This window comes from Paraburkholderia silviterrae (assembly GCF_004353915.1).
Taxonomy (GTDB): domain Bacteria; phylum Pseudomonadota; class Gammaproteobacteria; order Burkholderiales; family Burkholderiaceae; genus Paraburkholderia; species Paraburkholderia silviterrae.
Map to the genome: position 1 here is coordinate 48,104 of NZ_SMRP01000025.1, position 18,815 is coordinate 66,918.

Genomic DNA, 18,815 nt, shown 5'->3' on the forward strand with positions numbered 1-18,815 from the left:
TCAGGGCTTGCGGACCGCTCACTCAAAAAGATGCTGGTTGAGGAATTCAACGGTTCGCACGTTGGCTTTCGCGGCCGCCTTGGCGTCGAAATGCGCGCCGTTATGGCGCGCGAACGCGTGCGAGCAGCCGGCATAAGTCCGAATCTCGACGCCGAGCGGCGTGAGGCTATCGCGCATCGCCTTCTGCGCGGCGGGGCCGATGTACTCGTCCTGATCGCCCAGGTGCATCAGCAGCGGCCCTCGCACCGCCCGCGCCTCGCCGAGGAATTCGTCCGTTCTTCCGCCGTAATAGCCGACGCCCGCATCGACGCCGACACGCGCAGCGACCAGATACGCAAGCAGCCCACCGAGGCAGAACCCGACCACGCCGACGCGCCCCGTGCACCAGGTCATGGCGCGCGCCTGCTCGATCGTCGCTTGCAGGTCGGAAACGGCCTGGTCGAGGTCGAGCGCCTCGTATAACGCGAGCGCCTGCGGCCAGTCGGTCTTGTCGGACAGCTCGACGCGTGGCTGTTGGCGCCAATACAGGTCGGGGCTCACGGCGATGAACCCCTTCGATGCGAGCTCGTCGCAGGTCATGCGAAGGTCGGCATTCACGCCGAACGCTTCCTGCACGACAACCACGGCAGGCGCCGGCACCGAACGGGGCTCCGCCAGATAGGCGTAAAAGGTCCCGTCGGGCACAATGACTTCGACGCTCGACGCCATGGCCGGCTCCCTTCGCACGGGCGCCGCGATCGTCCTGCGGACGCACGACACGCCACACGGTTTGAGGATGCGCTGACTGATCGCACGACGTAGGCTAGCCGCTGGCGGATGCGGGCGTGAGTGAATCGTGGTGAATTGCGGTCAATCCCCGCCGCTGGCGCAGGCGAGCTACGCCGGAATCGTGGCCGACTCGACTATCTGTCCATCAACGCTCGGGCCTCTATGAGGTCAGGCGTTTCAAATCCCTCTGTGAACCACTCAACAGTGCGCGCGAGCAACGCGTGGGATGCGTGAACGGGCTCGTCGCGGTGCAGCTTCGCGAGGCTCGAAGCCGTGCGAAGCTGCCAGGCGCACGCGCCCTGACGCAGGGCGAGTTGAAGTGATCGTTGAAAGAAATCTTCGGCGGCCGGCGCCGCGCTCGTACCAAACTGGGCGAGCAATAGCTCGCCTTTGGTGCGCAGCAACTCGGGCAGACACCACCGCTCATCGTTTCGCGACGATTGCTCGAGTGCCTCATCAACTGCACGCTGCGCCGCATGCAGTTCACCAATGCTTCCGAGAGCGGCACCGAACTCGCAGAGTGCAGCAGTGTGATATAGCGCGAACCCGGCGTTGCGAAGCTCGTTGATGGCTTGCGAAAGGAGTTCGATTCCCTCTTTTTTGCGGCCAACCTTGATATGAAGAATGCCGCTGAAGCAACGGCCCATGCTCTGCCATAGCCGCAATTCGTGCCTGGCGGAGTGCTCGAGCAACAACTGGATGTTGCGCTGGGCGGTCTCGAAGTCGCCGACGAGCAGCGCGATAGCGCACGCAGACTGACCGAGCGCGTAGCACAGCGACAAAGAATGCTGGTGGGCCAATGCCTCTTCGACGCTTGCCTGGGCTTCGCGAAACGCCTGATCGGGGTACCCTTGCACCCAGAGAATCCGCGAAAAAAAGGCTCTGCCGGCAACGAGCTGATCGAACTGAAAGCGCAGGATCTGCGTTTTATGGCTTGCAGTAGGCGGCCGGCTTAGCATCCTCTCGAAGTGCGTCCGCGCCTCGCCCTGTTCACCCAGGAAATAGAGCGATGTCCCCACCAGCCGGTCGCCGACGAACCATGCCAGAGAATCGTGCGCCTTCGCGGCAAGCTGCGCAAACTGCTTCGCAAGGGTCAGCCCGGTTTCGTGGTTATCGCCGGTGACCGTGTCGACCCAAAGCCCCCAAAGAGCACGCAAGCGATAGTCCGTGTTGTCGAGGCGCTCGGCAATCTGCAATACCCGGGTCCATACCGCCCTCGCTTCCGGACCGGGTCCGATCGAATACAAGGCGACACCGAGTGCAGTCCGGAGTTGCATTTCGATCCACTCGTCGACGCTATTCGCGGCTGCCATGGCCTCGATTGCGCGGTAAATGCGGATCCGGCACTCGTTCATCAGCGAGAGCTTCAGCCAAAGCGGAACCGACGCAATCGAGAGCTGGATACTGAGATTCAGATCGCCTCCCGCGGTGAAGGCCCAGTCGAGCGCTGCGCGGACATTGTCTGCAACATTGCCCTGCACACCGCGTTGAATGTCGTCCAACGGTTTTTGATCGGCTTCCTCCGTGCGCTGCAGAAGCTGCAGATACCAGGTCGCGTGCTGCCTCGCCACTTTTTCGATTTCGCCGAGATCGAGAAGGCGTTTGCGTGCGTACGCAACGGTCGTATCAAGAAGTCGGTAGCGGGTGATGCCGCTGTTGATATCAGCAAAGACCAGCGACTTGTCGACGAGATTGGCCAGGATGCCGAGCATCTCTGCGGAGCTGATGGAATCGTTCGCTGCTACCCTGACGGCCGCCTCCATATCGAAGTAACCCGCGAAGATGCCCAATCTCCGGAAGACGATCCGCTCGACTTCCGGGAGCAGGTCGTAACTCCAGTCGAGCGTGACCATCAACGTCTGCTGACGCGCTGGCGCGTCGCGCCGCCCGCCTGTCAGCAGCGCAAAGCGGTCAGTCAGCAGCGACGACACACCCTGCACGCCAAACGCATCAACGCGGCCCGCCGCGAGCTCTATGGCGAGCGGATTGCCGTCGAGCCTTCGGCAAATATCCGCGGCAATGGGCGCAACCGGATCGCTAAGCTGGAACGCGCTGAGACGCTCGGATGTGCGCTCCACGAAGAGTTCGATCGACGCGTAGCCCATGGCGCTCGACGCCGTCAGTGCATCCGACACCGTCGGGGTGCTCAACGGCGGGAGACGATGCAGGACCTCGCCCGCGACCTTGATCGGCTCGCGGCTCGTGGCAAGGATCTGCAGGTCGGGCACCCCTTCGAGCAGGACAGCGGCCATCGACGCAACCGCGTCGATCAGGTGCTCGCAACTGTCGAGCACGATCAGCATGTGCTTGCCGGCGAGCCACTCGACGAGGCTTGGAATCGGATTGTCCGACCGGACGCCGCTGCCGAGCGCCGTGGCCAGTGCGCTTGGCACTAGCGCCGCTCCGGTTAGCGGTGCGAGATCGACAAAGCTCACCAGCCCGCTCGCTTCGGCCCGACGTTTGTGTGCAACGGCCACTGCGACGGTTGTCTTGCCGATTCCGCCGGGCCCGACGATCGTCACAATACGCCCGTCGAGAAGCTTCGAGGAAATCGTCTCGATTGCGTTCTCGCGACCGATGAGGCGTCTGAGGCGGGACGGGATGCGCAATGCCGGCAAGAGTTCGTTTGTGGGTAACGCAGACGACGGCGCGCGCCCGATGTAATCGATGGCGGCGACGAAGCAATAGCCCCGGCCCGGCACGTTCACCACGTAGCGATGCTCGTGCCCATCGTCCTGCAGGGCTTTGCGCAGCGCCGCCACGTGGGTTTTCAGATTGCACTCCTCAACGACAGTGCGCGGCCAGATCCGGTCAATCAAATCGCGCTTGTCCACCGTTTCACCGTGGCGCTCGACAAGCGCGATCAGGACGTCGAGCGCGCGACTGCCTATCGCGACAGATTCGCCGCCCTTCAATAGTTCGCGCTGTGCCGGAAGCAGCAAGAACGGGCCAAACGCGATGCCGTCATTCGGGGAGAGAGCATTGGGGTGCACGTCGAACTCCGCCATGGTCACTGGAGACAGCGCATTCGCCCTTGAAAGGTCAGGATCGGTCGTCCGGATGAGAGACTGCTTCACTGCCGATGTGAGCGTTGACGCGTTGGCGCGTCGTCATATTTCGGCCAACGAAACGGCGATTGATTCACGAGCCATGAATCCACCTCCAGATCCTCAGACTGACAGCTTCTCGACGATTTCGTCAGTCGAAACAATGGCGCACGCATAAGCCGGCATGTTGAACTGAAGCGAGGCGTCCATCTCGGCTTGTCCAAAGCTGCCAATGGCATCTTTCACGAGCGTGACTTCGTAGCCTAGCTCTGCCGCAAAGCGAACGGTGGATTCAATGCATGTGTTAGCGCGCATGCCAATCACGATGACTTTGCGCAGACCATGCTTCTTGAGCTGAAAGTCAAGATCCGTGTTGGCGAACCCGCTTGAGAGCCAGTGTTCCTGCGCGACGATCTCACCAGGGCGCGGCTCGAAATCAGGGTGAAAACTTCCCCCCCAAGTCCCGTCAGCAAAGACACGTCCCTTGTCGGCGGCGGCGCCGATGGGCGGTATGGTCTTCCAATGATTGTGCAGATCGCATTCGCGCCAACGATGGTGAGGGGCAATGAAGACTTGCACACCAGCCGTTCGAGCGGCAGCGAGGACCTGCCGCATATGCTCTACGACATTGTTCGCCTCCAGTGTCGCGCGGCAGAGTTCGTAGAGCTTGCCTCCCTCTGACAGGAAGTCGTTATAGGGATCGACGATGAGCAGCCCCGTCAAATCAGGCTCGTAAGTCAGCCCAGACGCGGATTGATTTGCCATTTTGAGGAGCCCTCTGGTACGTTGAATGTGTGACTACAATATTTGAAGTTACACAACTTGTAAAGGGTAAAGACTTGACCGATGAACGTTAGCGATCTTGGTTCGCTGCGCCGGCTGGTTCAGAATGTGGGGTTTATTGAGGGATCGAGATGAAACAACAGGATACTGGCGAGACGCTTTGTCCCCTCGCTCGTGCGGCTGCCATCATTGCGGATCGCTGGACCATCTTGATTCTGCGCGAGCTGAGAATGGGCAACGATCGCTTCGATGGCATTCAGGCGCAGACCGGGATGTCGCCCAACTTGCTTACCCAGCGCCTCAAAACCATGGAGGACAACGACCTCATCGAGCGCCGGCTCTATCACGAGCGACCCAAGCGGTACGCCTACTGCATCACAGACAATGCGCGCGAGCTTGACGGGGTGATGCTGACCCTTCGCTTGTGGGGAATGCGGCACTGCGGGCTCGATCCAGAGGCTGAAAGCGCTGTGACGATGACGCATCGCCGGACCGGCGCGACCATCGACGCAGACTGGCAACCCGAAGAAGCCGACCTGCCCTTCAGCTTTAGCCAGGTTGAAACCCGGATCAATCCATCGTGGGCGGCCGAACGAGCCGCTCGCGCGGAGGCCTTTGCTGTAGAGCGGAAAAACCAGGTTTCCAAACGTGCCCCACGAAAGCGCAATGCCATTTCCGTCAGGGATTGACCTTTGATGCCGGGTCTTGTCTGTTGGGGATCCGCAGGACACGACCCGTTCGAGTCAGTCCCGACTCGCGAAATCACACCTCCGCTACACGATGACCATCTCGACGCAGGAGTAACGTCGTATCGACAGAACTCCGCGTTTGTAAGGTTGCTGTGCAACACTTCGATGTCACCCTTTCGTCGACGCAGGTGAATGCGATGGATCAGCCACGTACTGTCATTACCGATCCCATTCTTTTCGCCGACTCGGCGGTGTGGTTTTCCGCCTATGGATTCGGCTGGGGATACCGCGCCTTCGCGCTGCCATTTGAAGTCGTCTGCGAAGAGCTCGGCGCTCGCAATGAGACCGTACAGCAGGTGCGACTCGCGTTCGAGTTGAACAAACGCCGACTTCTAACGACCGTGCAACAATATCGAGCAGCATCTGCAACCGGCGAGCGCATCACGCTCTCGGTCGAAGATCTGCAGCGCGTCACGCCCGAATTCGACTACTTCGGAGCATAAATTTCGGCAGACTGCGCTTGGCCGGCCTCTGTCTGCCGGCGATCGGCCGCACGCGCCCCCTTGCCGATATTCATCAACGCGACGGCAACGGCCGCTGTCTGGAGCCGAGCAGTCGATCGATACTGCCACGCTCGGCCATATAGCCGGCCATAGCCGCCATTAGAGAATGTCAGGCGCTTTCTGTGAGTGGAGAGGACCCGCTTTCGTGGATACCCTCTATCCTGCGAATAAGGAAGTGTGGATCATGTCTAAATTAATGATCAGCCGGTGGCGCAATTGCACGCCCCTGAAACCTCGCTAAATTGCAGGCCAGGGGCAGAATCCAATAGCGAAGAAAAGCGGACGTGCACCAAACGTCCAGAACCCAGGCACTGCTGACATTCGAGTGTCCGTGTGAAAACCGTGCCGAGAGTACACGCTGAATTGTCGATAAATCGGGTATTCCCAAATCCGCGCAAATCGGTAATCTGCGAGGTTTCAGTGAACGAAAAAGTCTCGCTGCCTGAATGCAACCATTCGGATCCTCCATGACTGAGCCTCGTCTGACATTCCTTGACCAGAATGAATGGGAAAACTGGTTGACGCAAAACGGCGGTACCTCGACCGGGATATGGTTGCGCCTTGCCAAAAAGGGCGCCGGGCAGCCAACCTTGACTTACGAACAGGCGCTGGAAAGTGCCCTTTGTCACGGCTGGATCGACGGTCAAAAGCAGACTGAAAGTGAAGAACACTGGTTGCAACGCTTCACTCGACGCTCCGCAAAAAGTATCTGGTCCGTGCTCAACAAAGATCGGGCCGAAGCGCTGATCGCCGCAGGCAGAATGCTTCCTTCGGGCATGCGAGAAATCGAGAAAGCCAAAAAGGATGGCCGCTGGGAGGCAGCCTATACGTCGCCCAGCAACTCGGTCGTGCCGGACGACCTGCAAGCCGCACTGGATGCCAATCCCAAGGCCAGCGCGTTCTTTGCGACGCTGAACGGCCGAAACCGCTACGCCATCCTGTTTCGGATACAGAATGCCAAAAAGGCCGCAACACGGGTGCGCAAGATCGAGGAGTTCATCGACATGCTGAATCGCGGCGAAACCATTCATCCCTAGACGAGGAAGCTCGACCGCCGACGAAAGTCGCCGGACGACGCCGCGCTCAGGGCGGGCAACCCGCAGCGCTCTCCACGCCTCAGCGCTGGCGAGCGTCGATTAATGCTGGCTTACGGTTTATTTATCTCTTTGGCCGCGATTCGCGCGTGACCGGCCGTTACGAAAATCCGGCCGAGCGTCGGATTCTGGCCGCAGCCGCTTGCGCTCGCCGTCCCCGGTAATCCAGGACGAACTTTCTTGGGCTCTTCGCGGACTACCGGCCAGCGCCTCGCGCATCGCAAAGGACCTCAACGCAAGCTCAATGAAAAAGGTCCTGAAGCAAAACGTAAATGCAAATAGCAGTCATTCTCATCTTTATTGACGAGATGAGATCCAGCCGGTACGATGCGCCACAGATCGACGGGGCGATGCCACGCTAATCACACGCGGTTCGGGTGATGAGTGAGCCATGCACGGAACGCACGCCGAAGTTTCGACATGGCCTGACGAACCTGGACTAGAAGATGCGCGCGAACCGGATGCCGCCAGCGGCAATGCAATGCTGTCCTCACTCGGGCGAGGCGCCCACCTTGGCCGCACCCGACAATCGTTCGGGCAGGCCCGGCCTGGACCGGCTAAAGCTGGCGAGCCGCCCCGCCCTCGACCGCTACGACGGCGTGGCGCGATTTTTCCATTGGACGTTTGCCGCCTGCATCGTCTATGCGAGCGTGGCGGGCTATACGCTCACCCGCATCGCCAGCGGCCCCGTGCATCATTTCCTGTCCCAACTGAACATGTCGATCGGGACGGTGCTCATCGTCCTGTTTCCGTTTCGAGCGGGCTGGAAGCTGGTTCGTACCGAACCTCGCGCGATGCGGGGTGTGTCGGTCCGGCAGCAATCGCTGGCGCACGGCGTACATGGCGTGCTTTATCTCACGATGTTTGCCGTGCTCACGAGCGGCTTCCTGATGGTCCCAAACGGCTATTCGTTCCTTGGCCTCTTTGAGATTCACACGCCGTTTCAACGAGGCCCGCTAACCGACGAACTATTCACCGTGCACCGCGCAAGTTGCGCGCTGCTGGCAGGACTGGTCGTGCTGCATGTGCTCGCGGTCATCAAGCACCAGTTGATCGCGCGGAACGATGTGTTGCGCAGGATGCTTTAAGCCCGGACGCTGCGCCGGGCCTTATTTGCTCTGCTATCCTACTTATTGAATCCAGTGGCTACGACGTAACTGGCGACGACGCGGCGACAAAGCGCTCCTGGATCACCCCCGCACGCGCGGCGCCACCCAGCTCGACTCCCTCGCGAACTGCACGAACGATCTCAGATAATCAACCGCCCCATCGGCCTCCCGCGTGCCCAGAAAAATCTGCTTGGCAATGCCCTCCTTGCCGAGCTTCACGATCGCAAGCGGCATGCGCTCGGCGTACTCCTCCGCGAGCCACCTCGGCAAGGCCGCCACGCCGCGGCTGCTCGCCACCATCTGCAGCATGATGTCGGTGGTCTCGATGGTCTTGTGGCGACGCGGCACGATACCCGCCGGCCGCAGAAACTGGTTGTAGATGTCGAGCCGGTCCGTATCCACCGGATAGGTGATGAGCGTCTCGTCCACGAGCTGTTCGGGCTTCACATACCGCGCGTTCGCGAGCCGGTGGCTCTCGCTCACCACCAGCACCTGCTCATAATCGAACACAGGATCGAAGCGCAGCCCCGGCCGGTTCAGCGGATCGGGCGTCACGAGCACGTCCACGTCGTAGCCGAACAACGCGCCAATGCCGCCGAATTGAAAGCGCTGCTTGACGTCCACGTCGACATCGGGCCAGCGCGCGAGATACGGCGACACCACCTTGAGCAGCCACTGATAGCACGGATGGCATTCCATGCCGATGCGCAGCGTGCCGCGCTCGCCCGCCGCATATTGCTTCATGCGCTCCTCGGCCAGCTCGAATTGCGGCAGCAGCCGCTCGGCGAGCGAGAGCAGATACTGGCCCGCCTGCGTGAGCCGCAGGCTGCGCCCCTCGCGGTCCCAGATCGGCGTGCCCAACTGCTGCTCGATTTTCTTGACCGTGTGACTGAGCGCCGATTGCGTGAGAAAAAGCGCGCCCGCCGCCGCGGTGAGCGATCCCTGGCGCGCGACTTCGCGCACGATGACGAGGTGGATGCGTTCGAGCATGTTCCGGGGTCCCGATGCAATCAATGAAGAAAACTAATGGGTGGATGAAATAATGCCATTTTATTTCATCAGCTGATAGCTCTATCATCGCTGCCACTTCAGCTGGTTTTTTGCACTTTTCTCCTGGATGGCAGCACAGATGGTCACCACACACAACCTCGGCTTCCCGCGCATTGGCGCGCAACGCGAACTCAAGTTCGGCCTCGAACGCTACTGGAAGGGCGAGTCCTCGCGCGACGAGCTCAAGGCGCTCGGCGCACAACTGCGCGCGCGTCACTGGGACAACCAGAAGGCACTCGATTTCGTGCCCGTCGGCGACTTCGCGTTCTACGACCAGGTGCTCGACATGAGCTTCACGCTCGGCAATCTGCCCGAGCGCGTGCAGGGCTTTCATGGCGACAAGCTCGACAACTATTTCCGCGTGGCGCGAGGCCGTTCGGCGCAAGGCGCCGAAGACCATGCGGACTGCTGCGGAGGCGTCGCCGCCGGTGAAATGACGAAGTGGTTCGACACGAACTATCACTACATCGTCCCCGAGTTTACGGTCGACACGCAGTTCAATCTCGATACCTCGCGTCTCATCGAACAACTGCGCGAAGCACGCGCGCAGGGCGTGAAGGCCAAGCCCGTGATCATCGGCCCCATCACCTATCTGTGGCTGGGCAAGGCCAAGGACGACTCGGACAAGCTCGCCCTGCTGCCGCGCATCATGCCGGTGTACCGCGCGCTGCTCGACTATTTCCGCATCATGGACGTCGAGTGGGTACAGATCGACGAGCCCGTTCTTGCAACCGAGCTCGACCCGGCGTGGCGCAAGGCGTTCGAGACGGCCTATGAGGGCTTCGAAGACCGCCGCGTCAAGCTGCTGCTCACGACCTACTTCGGCCAGCTTCAGGAAAATCTCGACCTCGCTTGCAGTTTGGCGGTCGACGGCCTGCACATCGACGCCATCAACGCCCGCGAAGAACTCGCGCTGGCCGCGCAGAAGCTGCCCGCGCAAAGCGTGCTCTCGGTTGGCGCGATCAACGGCCGCAATATCTGGAAGACCGACCTGAACGTCACGCTCGAATGGCTCGCACCGCTGGCGCAGCAACTGGGCGAGCGTCTGTGGCTGGCGCCCTCGTGCTCGCTGCTGCACGTGCCCGTCGACCTCGCGAGCGAAGAAAAGCTCGATGTCGAAATCCGCTCGTGGCTCGCGTTCGCCCTGCAAAAGCTCGACGAGCTGAACGTGCTCGCCACCGCGCTCAATGACGGCCGCGACAAGGTTGCCGGCGCACTGGCCGCCAACGCCGCCGCCGTCGAAGCACGCCGCCACTCGCCGCGCGTGAACAACCCGGCGGTGAAGGCCGCGCTCGCACGCGTGGACGCAACGCTCGGCAATCGCCAGCAGTCCTATGCACAACGTGCGCCGAAACAGGCCGCGCTGCTAAACCTGCCCACGTATCCAACCACGACGATCGGCTCTTTCCCGCAGACCGCGGAAATCCGCCAGGCGCGCAGCCAGTTCAAGAGCGGCGCGCTCGACAACACGGGCTACCATGCCGCAATGCGCGCCGAGATCGAGCGCAGCGTGCGCGAACAGGAAAAGCTGGGCCTCGACGTACTCGTGCACGGCGAAGCCGAGCGCAACGACATGGTCGAATACTTTGGCGAGCAGCTCGACGGTTATGCATTCAGCCAGTTCGGCTGGGTGCAGTCATATGGCTCGCGCTGCGTGAAGCCGCCCATTCTGTTCGGCGACATCAGCCGTCCGAAGGCCATGACGGTCGAGTGGATCGCCTACGCGCAGTCGCTCACGAGCAAGCCGATGAAGGGCATGCTCACCGGTCCGGTGACGATCCTCAACTGGTCGTTCGTGCGCGACGACCAGCCGCGTTCAGTGTCGTGCTACCAGTTGGCGCTGGCGATCCGCGAGGAAGTGCTCGATCTCGAGAAGGCTGGCGTGCGCGTGATCCAGATCGACGAAGCCGCGCTGCGCGAAGGCTTGCCGCTGCGGCGCGCGCAATGGGGCGAGTATCTGCGCTGGGCTGTCGAATCGTTCCGCATCACGGCGAACGGCGTGGGCGACGAAACGCAGATTCATACGCACATGTGCTATTCGGAGTTCAACGACATCATCGCGTCGATTGCCGATATGGACGCCGACGTCATCACGATCGAGACCTCGCGCTCGGACATGGAGCTGCTCGACGCGTTCGACAACTTCAGGTATCCGAACGAAATCGGGCCGGGTGTGTACGACATCCACTCGCCGAACATCCCGACTGAGGAGCACATCGTGCAACTCATGCGCAAGGCCGCCGAGCGCATTCCGGCTGAGCGCCTGTGGGTGAATCCGGACTGCGGGCTGAAGACGCGCCAGTGGCAGGAAGTCATTCCCGCGCTCACCAATATGGTCGCGGCAGCGAGGACGCTGCGCCATTGACCGGCGCTTGAATGAAGCGAGTGAGCGCCTTCCCCTGGAAGGCGCTCACGGCAACGTGCTGCTTCTTGTCCTAACCTCTCGGGCTTCCAAGCATCGCCGCTATCGCCGTGACAAAGGCCTCGTACAGCCGGGCGGTCTCGGGGCAGCGCTCCATCGCCCGCATGCAGCCATGCAGCAATCCACGGCCGAGATGAAACTGCGCTGGAACGCCCGCCGCGCGCAAGCGCTCGACGTACCGCTGTCCGTCGTCTCGCAACGGGTCGAACTCGGCTACCGCCACGAACGCCGGCGGCAAGCCGCCGAGCGACGGCGCCGCCAGCGGCGCGAGACGCAGGTCGTTGTGGCTGGCCGAATCGGGCGCGTAGACGCGCAGGAAATACTCCACATCGGCAGTGCTCAGCAACGGCGCGTCGGCGTTTTCGCGGAAGGACGGAAGACTGTGATCCGTGCCCAGCCCGGGGTAAATCAGCGCTTGCCCACGCGGCGCCACACCGCCCATCCGCGCGATCTCCAGGCACAACGCCGCCGCCAGATTACCGCCCGCGCTGTCGCCGGCCACCACCACGCGGGATGCATCGACTCCCCAGGCGTCGCCCTGCGTCTGCAGATGCCGCCACGCCGCCAGGCAGTCGTCGAACGCGGCCGGAAATACGTGTTCAGGCGCCAGGCGGTAATCCACCGCAACGACCACCGCGGACAAATCGCGCGCCAGCGGCGCCGTGATGAACTCATGCGAATCCAGACCGCCCACCACCCAGCCGCCGCCGTGCAGATACAACACACATGGCCAGCCCTGCGTGGGCGCCTCGACCAACGGACGATAGATGCGAACCGGAATGTGCCGGTCCGGCCCGGCGATGGCATGCTCTTCAATGACAAGGCGAGCGTCGCGCTCAGGCGTGAAGTATCGGCACAGCGCATCGTAGGCATCGCGCATGGCCTTCACGCTGTCGTCCGCGGCGACAAAGCGGCCGCTCGTCTCCACGAACTCGCGCATCGCGTCGCTGAGTGGGTAGTGTTTTTGCATGATGCCCTCGCTCAGCTGACCAGTTGCTTGTCGGCCGCCACCGTGTCCGCCACTGCGTTGCGCTCTTCGATCAGGTGCCCCGGCACGTGGCCGTAGTCCTCGCGCAGCCACTTGAGCAGGCCATACGCCTTGAGCAGCAGCACGACAAGGAACGGAATGGCCGTCACGATCACCGCCGTCTTCATGGTATTGAGCGGCGCTTTGGTAAAGATCATCGCCAGCGGCACCAGCGTGAGCATGATGCACCAGAAGAGCCGGTCGCCAGGCGCGGGGTCCTCGCCTTCGGCCAGATCGCGGGTGCAGGTGGCCGACACCGCATAGCCCACGGCGTCCATGTGCGCCGCGAGGAAGATCGCCATCACGAAAAGGAAGAACGTCATCACAATGCGGCCGGCCGGCAGTTGGTCGAGCAGCATGCTGATCGCCAGTTCGCCGCCCTGGTGGCTCAACACGCCAGGCACGTTGACCACGCCGGTCATGAAATTGTGCAGGCTGTAGTTCTCCAGCACGCCGAATACGAACCACACGCCAACGCAGCCGGCCAGCAGCATCGCAAGGATAACTTCCCGAATGGTGCGTCCGCGCGAGACGCGGGTCACGAACAGCGCCACGCCCGGCGCATAGGAGATCCACCACAGCCAGTAGAACACCGTCCATTCGCGGGTGAATTTGCCGTCGCCCATGGGATCGGTGAACAGGCTCATGTCGACGAAGTGGGTCAACATCAGCCCCAGGCTCGAGAGCGTATTGCTGGTGATGAACTGGGTCGGACCAGCAAAATAGATGTAGAACGTCAACGCCACGACGCCCCAGCACACCATCTGGCTGAGCCGCTTCATGCCGCCGTCCATGCCAACCCACGAACTGATCGTGAACAGCACCGACACCGCGAGGATGATGATCAACTGGGTCGTGAACGTATCCGGAATGCCGGTCAGCGTGGCCAGAAGCCTGGAGAACGTCGTGGCGGTGAGCACCAGCGAAATGGTCAGGGCTCCGAACATGCAGAGCATGAACAGCAAGTCGATCAACCGGCCGACGGGACCGCTCGCGCGGCAGCCCGTAATCGCCTCGATCACGGAGGCGAGGCCCAGCCCCTTGTTCTTGCGCACGTGGAAGTGATAGCACATGGCCACGGCGCCAACCGCGTAGATCGCCCAGGCGCTCAATCCGGAATGGAAGAACGAATAGGCGACGCTGAATTTGAGCGCCTGCTGCGACTCGGGCGGCAGGTTCAATCCCGGCGTTTGATAGTAGTACGCCCAGTCGAGAAAGCCCCAGTACAGCGACGAGGACCCCAAACCGGAGAGGATGAACATGAAAATCCAGGAGAGCGTCGAGTACTCCGGTGCGCCCTCGCCCAGCCGGATCTTGCCGTACTTGCTGAAGGCCAGCCCAATCACGAAGATCGACGAACAAAATGCAAACAGCAGAACCGGCGATGCAAAGATCGTGGTGCACCAGTACAGAACCTGCTCCGCGCCAGAGATCGATTGTTTGGGAAAGGCCGCCAGCCCTCCCACCGACAAGAAGATGATCGACAGGCTGATCAGGGTGAGCGGCATATCGCGCCGGCTGGATCGGGTATTGCCCAAGGTGTCTCCTTTATTCGAGGCTTCCGGCGTGTCTTGCTGCCTTGTGGGTGTCCGCAGGAATTCGGAGGCTAGTATCCCGCAAGACATTTCGGCTATAGACACGCGATCCGTGAATCCTTAAAACACGAATCGTGAAGAATGCGCGGCGCAGAGCCGTGCGCCAGAGGGCAATCTCCGCCCGAACCCATGGGCATGACGCCTCGCTCGAACCGCCCCTGAAGTCGTGCTAGCTTAGGGCCTGTTCACGCTCCCCGCACCGCCTGCCCCCCATGCCCGAAGCCGCCCCGCCGCCCCTGACCGACGCCCCGGGTCTCTCCCGCGCGCTCGCCCGCCACTACCCGCGTGGCCTGCACATCGAGCCGCACTCGCATTCCTGGGCCCAGGTCCTCTATGCCGTTTCGGGCGTCATGTGGGTCGAGGCGGGCCGCGAGGCGCTCGTCGTGCCGCCGCAGCGCGCGGTCTGGCTGCCGCCGGGCACGACGCACGCGATCCATATGATGAGCGCCGTCGAGATGCGCAATCTCTATTTCCACGAGCGCGACATCGGCCACCTGAGCAAGCAATGTGAGGTGTTCCAGATCGACGGCTTGCTGCGCGAGCTCATCAAGACCATCGCCGAGCGCGAGCACGAACGCGACGAGGCCTGGCTCGCCGCCGCTTCGCAGCTCGCGGCGATGGAGCTCGCTCACGCGAAGCGCTCGTCGCTGCGCATCCCGCTGCCGGATGCCACCGGCACGGCGGGTGGATCGGGCGTCTCGGGCACGAGCGGCACAGCCGGTGCCGCAGACCGGCGCCTCGCCATGCTGTGCCGCGCGGTGATCGACAATCCGTCGAACGAGATCGCCTTCGAGCAGCACGCCGCGCAGGTGGGCGCGAGCGTGCGCACGCTCGCGCGCCTCTTCACGCGCGAGCTGGGCATGGGCTTCGCGCAATGGCGACGCCAGGTGCAGCTCGCGATTGCGGTGTCGCGGCTCGCGGAAGGCCAGTCCGTGAGCGCCGCGGCACGCGAGCTCGGCTATCTGCCCAGCAGCTTCAGCGACATGTTCCGGCGCGAACTGGGCGTGCCGCCCAGCGAATACGGCCCGGAGGAAACGCTCGGGCACGCATATGGCCATGGCGGCCCCGAGCCGGAAAACCGCACGTAAGCGCACATAAGCGCACGTCGCACGCAATGCAGAGGACGATCGTCCGCCTCGGCGATGATGGCTGCTGCGGTTTCAAATCGGCTGCAAAGCGTCACCAGACTCCGTAGAACACTCCGGCGTTCTTGTACTGATGCGTGCCGCGCTCGACGGCCTGATTCGATGCCGTCGTACGCCGGCGCAAGCGGCAGAACCAGTCGAGCAAACGCATGCGCTCGCGCACGCTCTCGCTGGAAAAAGCCGCACGGGACATGCAAATCGGAGTGCGGCAGTCAGCTGACTACCTATCCCGCCGAGGCCGACGCCAAGACCTATACACTGCCTTGCGTTTCAACTACGAGGATGCGCGCTTCTCCGCGCGGATGAGCGACATGCTCGGTCCCAACAGATGCGTAAAAGATATCCCCGGCCTCAAGGATCACTGATTGCTCAATGCCCGCTTCGCGATAGCGCATTTCGACCTGACCATCCAGTACAACAAAGACCTCTTCGCCGTCGTTGACGTGCCATCGATAAGGCTGATCTGTCCAGTGCAGCCTTGTCGTAATGCCCCCCATGTTAGCAATATCGAGTGCACCCCAAGGACGCGTGGCAGTGAAGGTCTTGCTACGAATAATTTTCATGGTGATCCGGTCGGCCGCTACCCATGCGAAATGAGCTTTCAGAATATCATGGCGACGCCGCAGCACATGCGCCGCGCCGATGCCGGTTACGCTGCTCTATCCGCACCGGCAGCATCTTTCCCGCCGCTTTCAGGTATTTGCCGACTGGCTCGTGAATCTCGTGAAACGCGAGTGCTGCACGCAAGGCAAAGACGACTGAGCCACGCGCATGCGCATGCCGATAGGGCGCCTGTCGCGTGGCCGCTACGCGATAAGTCAATCGGGGTCATACCCGCGGCAGCTAATTTCGTAAATGAGCGGGATTTTTCGTCCTGAAGTGTCTATTTTGATAGTCTTCGTTCGTCGTTCGAATGCACCTCGTGGCTCGCCCGCGCATTTGATCCAAATTTATTGGAGATACGTCATGACGATTCAAAAGATCACGCCTTTTCTCTGGTATTCCACGCAAGCCGAAGAAGCTGCGGCTTTCTATACGAAAATCTTTCCGGACTCGCGCATTGTCCGGGTCACGCCGGTACCAAGTGCCGGCTCCACCAAGGTCGTCGACTTCGTGCTGTTTGGGCAGCCGTTCTTTGCCATGAGCTCCGGGCAGCCCGAAGCGTTCAACCTCTCGATCTCCCTCATGGTCAATTGCGCCGATCAGGCCGAGCTCGACCGTTATTGGAATGCGCTACTCGAGGGAGGCGGCGCACCGCTCGAGTGCGGCTGGCTCAAAGACCGCTTCGGCATAGCGTGGCAGATCGTTCCCGACGATCTCATGCGCATGATGGCCGACTCCGACCCGCTCAAGGCCGCTCGTGTGGCCAACGCCATGATGTCGATGGTGAAGTTCGATGTGGCCGCACTGAGAGCGGCTTATGCGGGCACGGCGGGCTAAATGCGCCGCTGCCCGGCACTGGAAACCGCTCAGTAACCCAAAGCGGCTCACCCCTGGGCGTTCATCGCCCGGCGCATGGCCGCTGAGCACGATGCGCGCCTCGAAATAATCGATGTCTCTCGTGATCGATGCGAGCACACCCGTTTCCCGGGTGGCTCCTCGATCTGGTCACAGCCAATCGGCTTGGTCCCCGACGCCAATAATAACTATTAAGGGACGCTATAAAGCGCACTCGACTGCCGCCGTTTACCCCAGAGTAAGGAGTCGTTCGTCGGCAGCCTCCACAAAGGGATGCGCCGATATTCAAGCCGGCAGTCCGCTTAAAGCTACCCATAACACGCTATTCGAGAGCTGCAAGCGGTGATTCCATCTGAGGGACCCATGAAATTCTCGAATTTGCCCATTGCAGTCAAGCTATACAGCGCGTTTGGCCTGGTCGTCAGCGTCCTTGTGATACTGGGTGTGGTTTTCTATTCGTTCTTTACATCAGTGACCGAAGCGAACCGGTGGAACATTCATACCTGGCAGGTCATCGATGAAACACGCGCATTAACAGAAAGTCTCGTCAATATGGAAACCGGCCTGCGCGGCTACGCGATAGTCGGCGACTCAACCATGCTGGAGCCCTATGAAAAGGGCACCGATGCCTTCAAGCAGCACCTTGGAGAGGCACGGTCGCTCACTAGCGACAACGCGAAACAGCAGGAGCGGCTGAATCGACTGGAGGCACAGGAGGCCAGTTGGGCATCCAGCTTCGCCGCGGACCTGCTTTCCAGGAGAAAGGCCGTCAATGCAGGCCAGCTTACGCTCGACGCCTTGATTGGCGGGTTCAAGCAGGACTCGGGCAAAGCCCAAATGGACGCCATGCGCGCGACGATCCAGGAGATAGCGGGCAACGAGGCGTCGCTCCTCACGGTTCGCGCCGCGGAAGTCGAATCCCTGCAGACCCGCACCCAGGCCGCGCTCGTCATTGGCACGCTCGTGGCGGCGGTGATCGGCGCACTGCTGGCCGGGTGGATTGCACGTCTCATCGCGCGGCCGATACGCGAGGCCGTTCATCTCGCGCAGAGCATCGCCAAAGGCGATCTGACCTCCACCGTCACGGCCACGAGCAAGGACGAATCGGGCGCGTTGTTACAAGCGCTGTCCAGCATGCAGACCCGCCTGGTCGAGGTGGTGTCGGGCATCAAGTCGTCGGCCGACTCCATCATGACGGCGGCCAACGAGGTCGCGGCCGGCAATGCGGACCTGTCTTCGCGCACGGAGGAGCAGGCGGCTTCGCTTGAAGAGACGGCATCGAGCATGGAGGAGTTGACCTCGACAGTCCGGCAGAACGCCGACAATGCGCGACAGGCGAGCCAGTTGGCATCGAGCGCGTCGGCGGTGGCGGTCAAAGGCAATGAGGTCGTGAACCGCGTGGTGGCGACCATGGGGACCATCAGTCGGAGCTCGGACAAGATCGGCGAGATCACGGGCATCATCGAAGGCATTGCTTTCCAGACCAACATCCTCGCGTTGAATGCCTCGGTTGAAGCCGCTCGCGCGGGCGAGCAGGGACGCGGTTTCGCCGTCGTTGCGGGCGAGGTGCGCAGCCTCGCGCAGCGGGCGTCGACCGCCGCCAAGGAAATCCGGGACCTCATCCATGCTTCGGTCGAGGAAATCCGCGGCGGAACGGCCGAAGCCGGCGAGGCGGGCAAGACCATGTCCGACGTCGCTCAAGCGATCAACCGTGTCACGGAAATCATTGCCGAGATTGCGGCGGCGTCCCATGAGCAGACGCGCGGCATCGAGCAGGTCAGTCAGGCGGTCATGCAGATGGATCAGGTCACACAGCAAAACTCGGCGCTGGTCGAAGAGGCGGCTGCCGCGGCACAGTCGCTCGACCATCAGGGCGCGGAGCTTGGGCGGATTGTGGCGGTTTTCCGCCTCGCTACTGGCACGCTTGCCGCGCGCCCGCTCCAGACGCGCTCGAACCCTTCCACCACCGCCCCTTCCTGGCGCGCGCTCGAGCCGATGAGCGCCTGATCCCACGAAACGCAAACCCACGGACCGTCGCAACGGCGGTCCGGCTGCTGGGGTGCAT

16 protein-coding genes are annotated in these 18,815 nt (G+C 61.9%); 8 read left to right on the top strand and 8 right to left on the bottom strand.

Translation table 11 applies throughout. The features are described 5' to 3' along the window. Positions 1-18: 18 nt before the first annotated feature. The 3 genes from EYW47_RS32245 to EYW47_RS32255 form a co-directional block, all read right to left on the bottom strand. Positions 19-708, bottom strand: coding sequence for a dienelactone hydrolase family protein (locus EYW47_RS32245; protein WP_133198864.1), 690 nt, complete (start codon positions 706-708; stop codon positions 19-21). 194 nt (positions 709-902) lie between these two features. Next, a complete protein-coding gene (locus EYW47_RS32250; RefSeq protein WP_133198865.1) occupies positions 903-3,776 on the bottom strand; it encodes an ATP-binding protein in 2,874 nt (957 codons plus the stop codon). 162 nt (positions 3,777-3,938) lie between these two features. Then, positions 3,939-4,580, bottom strand: coding sequence for a cysteine hydrolase family protein (locus EYW47_RS32255; protein WP_133198866.1), 642 nt, complete (start codon positions 4,578-4,580; stop codon positions 3,939-3,941). Between the two features lie 149 nt (positions 4,581-4,729). On the opposite strand from EYW47_RS32255, the gene EYW47_RS32260 reads away from it, so the two are divergent. The 4 genes from EYW47_RS32260 (at position 4,730) to EYW47_RS32275 (ending at position 8,032) form a co-directional block, all read left to right on the top strand. Then, positions 4,730-5,287 (top strand): winged helix-turn-helix transcriptional regulator, encoded by a 558-nt coding sequence (locus tag EYW47_RS32260; protein WP_133198867.1) that lies wholly within the window; start codon positions 4,730-4,732, stop codon positions 5,285-5,287. 197 nt (positions 5,288-5,484) lie between these two features. Further along, positions 5,485-5,790 carry a hypothetical protein gene (locus EYW47_RS32265; RefSeq protein WP_165976736.1) on the top strand — a complete coding sequence of 102 codons (306 nt, stop codon included), beginning with the start codon at positions 5,485-5,487 and terminating at the stop codon, positions 5,788-5,790. Between the two features lie 527 nt (positions 5,791-6,317). Next, positions 6,318-6,887 (top strand): YdeI/OmpD-associated family protein, encoded by a 570-nt coding sequence (locus EYW47_RS32270; protein WP_133198868.1) that lies wholly within the window; start codon positions 6,318-6,320, stop codon positions 6,885-6,887. A 569-nt stretch (positions 6,888-7,456) separates the two neighbouring features. After that, positions 7,457-8,032, top strand: coding sequence for a cytochrome b (locus EYW47_RS32275; protein WP_165976737.1), 576 nt, complete (start codon positions 7,457-7,459; stop codon positions 8,030-8,032). Between the two features lie 102 nt (positions 8,033-8,134). Here the strand turns inward: EYW47_RS32275 and EYW47_RS32280 are convergent, their stop codons facing one another. Beyond that, on the bottom strand, positions 8,135-9,043 hold the full coding sequence (locus EYW47_RS32280) for a LysR family transcriptional regulator (protein ID WP_133198870.1): 909 nt from the start codon (positions 9,041-9,043) through the stop codon (positions 8,135-8,137). A gap of 139 nt (positions 9,044-9,182) precedes the next feature. Between EYW47_RS32280 and metE the strand changes: the two genes are divergently transcribed. Beyond that, entirely contained in the window at positions 9,183-11,468 is a 2,286-nt protein-coding gene (metE, locus tag EYW47_RS32285) for a 5-methyltetrahydropteroyltriglutamate--homocysteine S-methyltransferase (RefSeq protein WP_133198871.1), read from the top strand. 70 nt (positions 11,469-11,538) lie between these two features. On the opposite strand, the gene EYW47_RS32290 is transcribed toward metE, so the two are convergent. Beyond that, positions 11,539-12,465 (bottom strand): alpha/beta hydrolase, encoded by a 927-nt coding sequence (locus EYW47_RS32290; protein ID WP_205710195.1) that lies wholly within the window; start codon positions 12,463-12,465, stop codon positions 11,539-11,541. A 41-nt stretch (positions 12,466-12,506) separates the two neighbouring features. Next, positions 12,507-14,090 (bottom strand): BCCT family transporter, encoded by a 1,584-nt coding sequence (locus EYW47_RS32295; protein WP_276322974.1) that lies wholly within the window; start codon positions 14,088-14,090, stop codon positions 12,507-12,509. Between the two features lie 269 nt (positions 14,091-14,359). Here EYW47_RS32295 and EYW47_RS32300 point away from each other — a divergent pair, with 269 nt between their 5' ends. Then, positions 14,360-15,235: an AraC family transcriptional regulator gene (locus EYW47_RS32300; protein ID WP_133198873.1), complete on the top strand. Its 876-nt coding sequence runs from the start codon at positions 14,360-14,362 to the stop codon at positions 15,233-15,235. A 91-nt stretch (positions 15,236-15,326) separates the two neighbouring features. Here the strand turns inward: EYW47_RS32300 and EYW47_RS41105 are convergent, their stop codons facing one another. Both EYW47_RS41105 and EYW47_RS32305 read right to left on the bottom strand, forming a co-directional pair. Continuing rightward, positions 15,327-15,485: a hypothetical protein gene (locus tag EYW47_RS41105; protein ID WP_165976734.1), complete on the bottom strand. Its 159-nt coding sequence runs from the start codon at positions 15,483-15,485 to the stop codon at positions 15,327-15,329. A 58-nt stretch (positions 15,486-15,543) separates the two neighbouring features. Then, positions 15,544-15,855 carry a cupin domain-containing protein gene (locus EYW47_RS32305; protein ID WP_165976738.1) on the bottom strand — a complete coding sequence of 104 codons (312 nt, stop codon included), beginning with the start codon at positions 15,853-15,855 and terminating at the stop codon, positions 15,544-15,546. Positions 15,856-16,258: 403 nt separating this feature from the next. Here EYW47_RS32305 and EYW47_RS32315 point away from each other — a divergent pair, with 403 nt between their 5' ends. Together EYW47_RS32315 and EYW47_RS32320 are read left to right on the top strand one after the other, a co-directional pair. Then, positions 16,259-16,732, top strand: a complete 474-nt coding sequence (locus EYW47_RS32315) for a VOC family protein (protein ID WP_133198874.1) — start codon at positions 16,259-16,261, stop codon at positions 16,730-16,732. 381 nt (positions 16,733-17,113) lie between these two features. Next, positions 17,114-18,757 carry a methyl-accepting chemotaxis protein gene (locus tag EYW47_RS32320; protein ID WP_133198875.1) on the top strand — a complete coding sequence of 548 codons (1,644 nt, stop codon included), beginning with the start codon at positions 17,114-17,116 and terminating at the stop codon, positions 18,755-18,757. Positions 18,758-18,815: the final 58 nt, after the last annotated feature.

Coding starts and splice junctions, on each gene's coding strand:
- EYW47_RS32245 (WP_133198864.1), bottom strand. CDS start 708: ATGGCGTCGAGCGTCGAAGTCATTGTGCCCGACGGGACCTTTTACGCC.
- EYW47_RS32250 (WP_133198865.1), bottom strand. CDS start 3,776: ATGGCGGAGTTCGACGTGCACCCCAATGCTCTCTCCCCGAATGACGGC.
- EYW47_RS32255 (WP_133198866.1), bottom strand. CDS start 4,580: ATGGCAAATCAATCCGCGTCTGGGCTGACTTACGAGCCTGATTTGACG.
- EYW47_RS32260 (WP_133198867.1), top strand. CDS start 4,730: ATGAAACAACAGGATACTGGCGAGACGCTTTGTCCCCTCGCTCGTGCG.
- EYW47_RS32265 (WP_165976736.1), top strand. CDS start 5,485: ATGGATCAGCCACGTACTGTCATTACCGATCCCATTCTTTTCGCCGAC.
- EYW47_RS32270 (WP_133198868.1), top strand. CDS start 6,318: ATGACTGAGCCTCGTCTGACATTCCTTGACCAGAATGAATGGGAAAAC.
- EYW47_RS32280 (WP_133198870.1), bottom strand. CDS start 9,043: ATGCTCGAACGCATCCACCTCGTCATCGTGCGCGAAGTCGCGCGCCAG.
- metE (WP_133198871.1), top strand. CDS start 9,183: ATGGTCACCACACACAACCTCGGCTTCCCGCGCATTGGCGCGCAACGC.
- EYW47_RS32290 (WP_205710195.1), bottom strand. CDS start 12,465: ATGCGCGAGTTCGTGGAGACGAGCGGCCGCTTTGTCGCCGCGGACGAC.
- EYW47_RS32300 (WP_133198873.1), top strand. CDS start 14,360: ATGCCCGAAGCCGCCCCGCCGCCCCTGACCGACGCCCCGGGTCTCTCC.
- EYW47_RS41105 (WP_165976734.1), bottom strand. CDS start 15,485: ATGTCCCGTGCGGCTTTTTCCAGCGAGAGCGTGCGCGAGCGCATGCGT.
- EYW47_RS32305 (WP_165976738.1), bottom strand. CDS start 15,855: ATGAAAATTATTCGTAGCAAGACCTTCACTGCCACGCGTCCTTGGGGT.
- EYW47_RS32315 (WP_133198874.1), top strand. CDS start 16,259: ATGACGATTCAAAAGATCACGCCTTTTCTCTGGTATTCCACGCAAGCC.
- EYW47_RS32320 (WP_133198875.1), top strand. CDS start 17,114: ATGAAATTCTCGAATTTGCCCATTGCAGTCAAGCTATACAGCGCGTTT.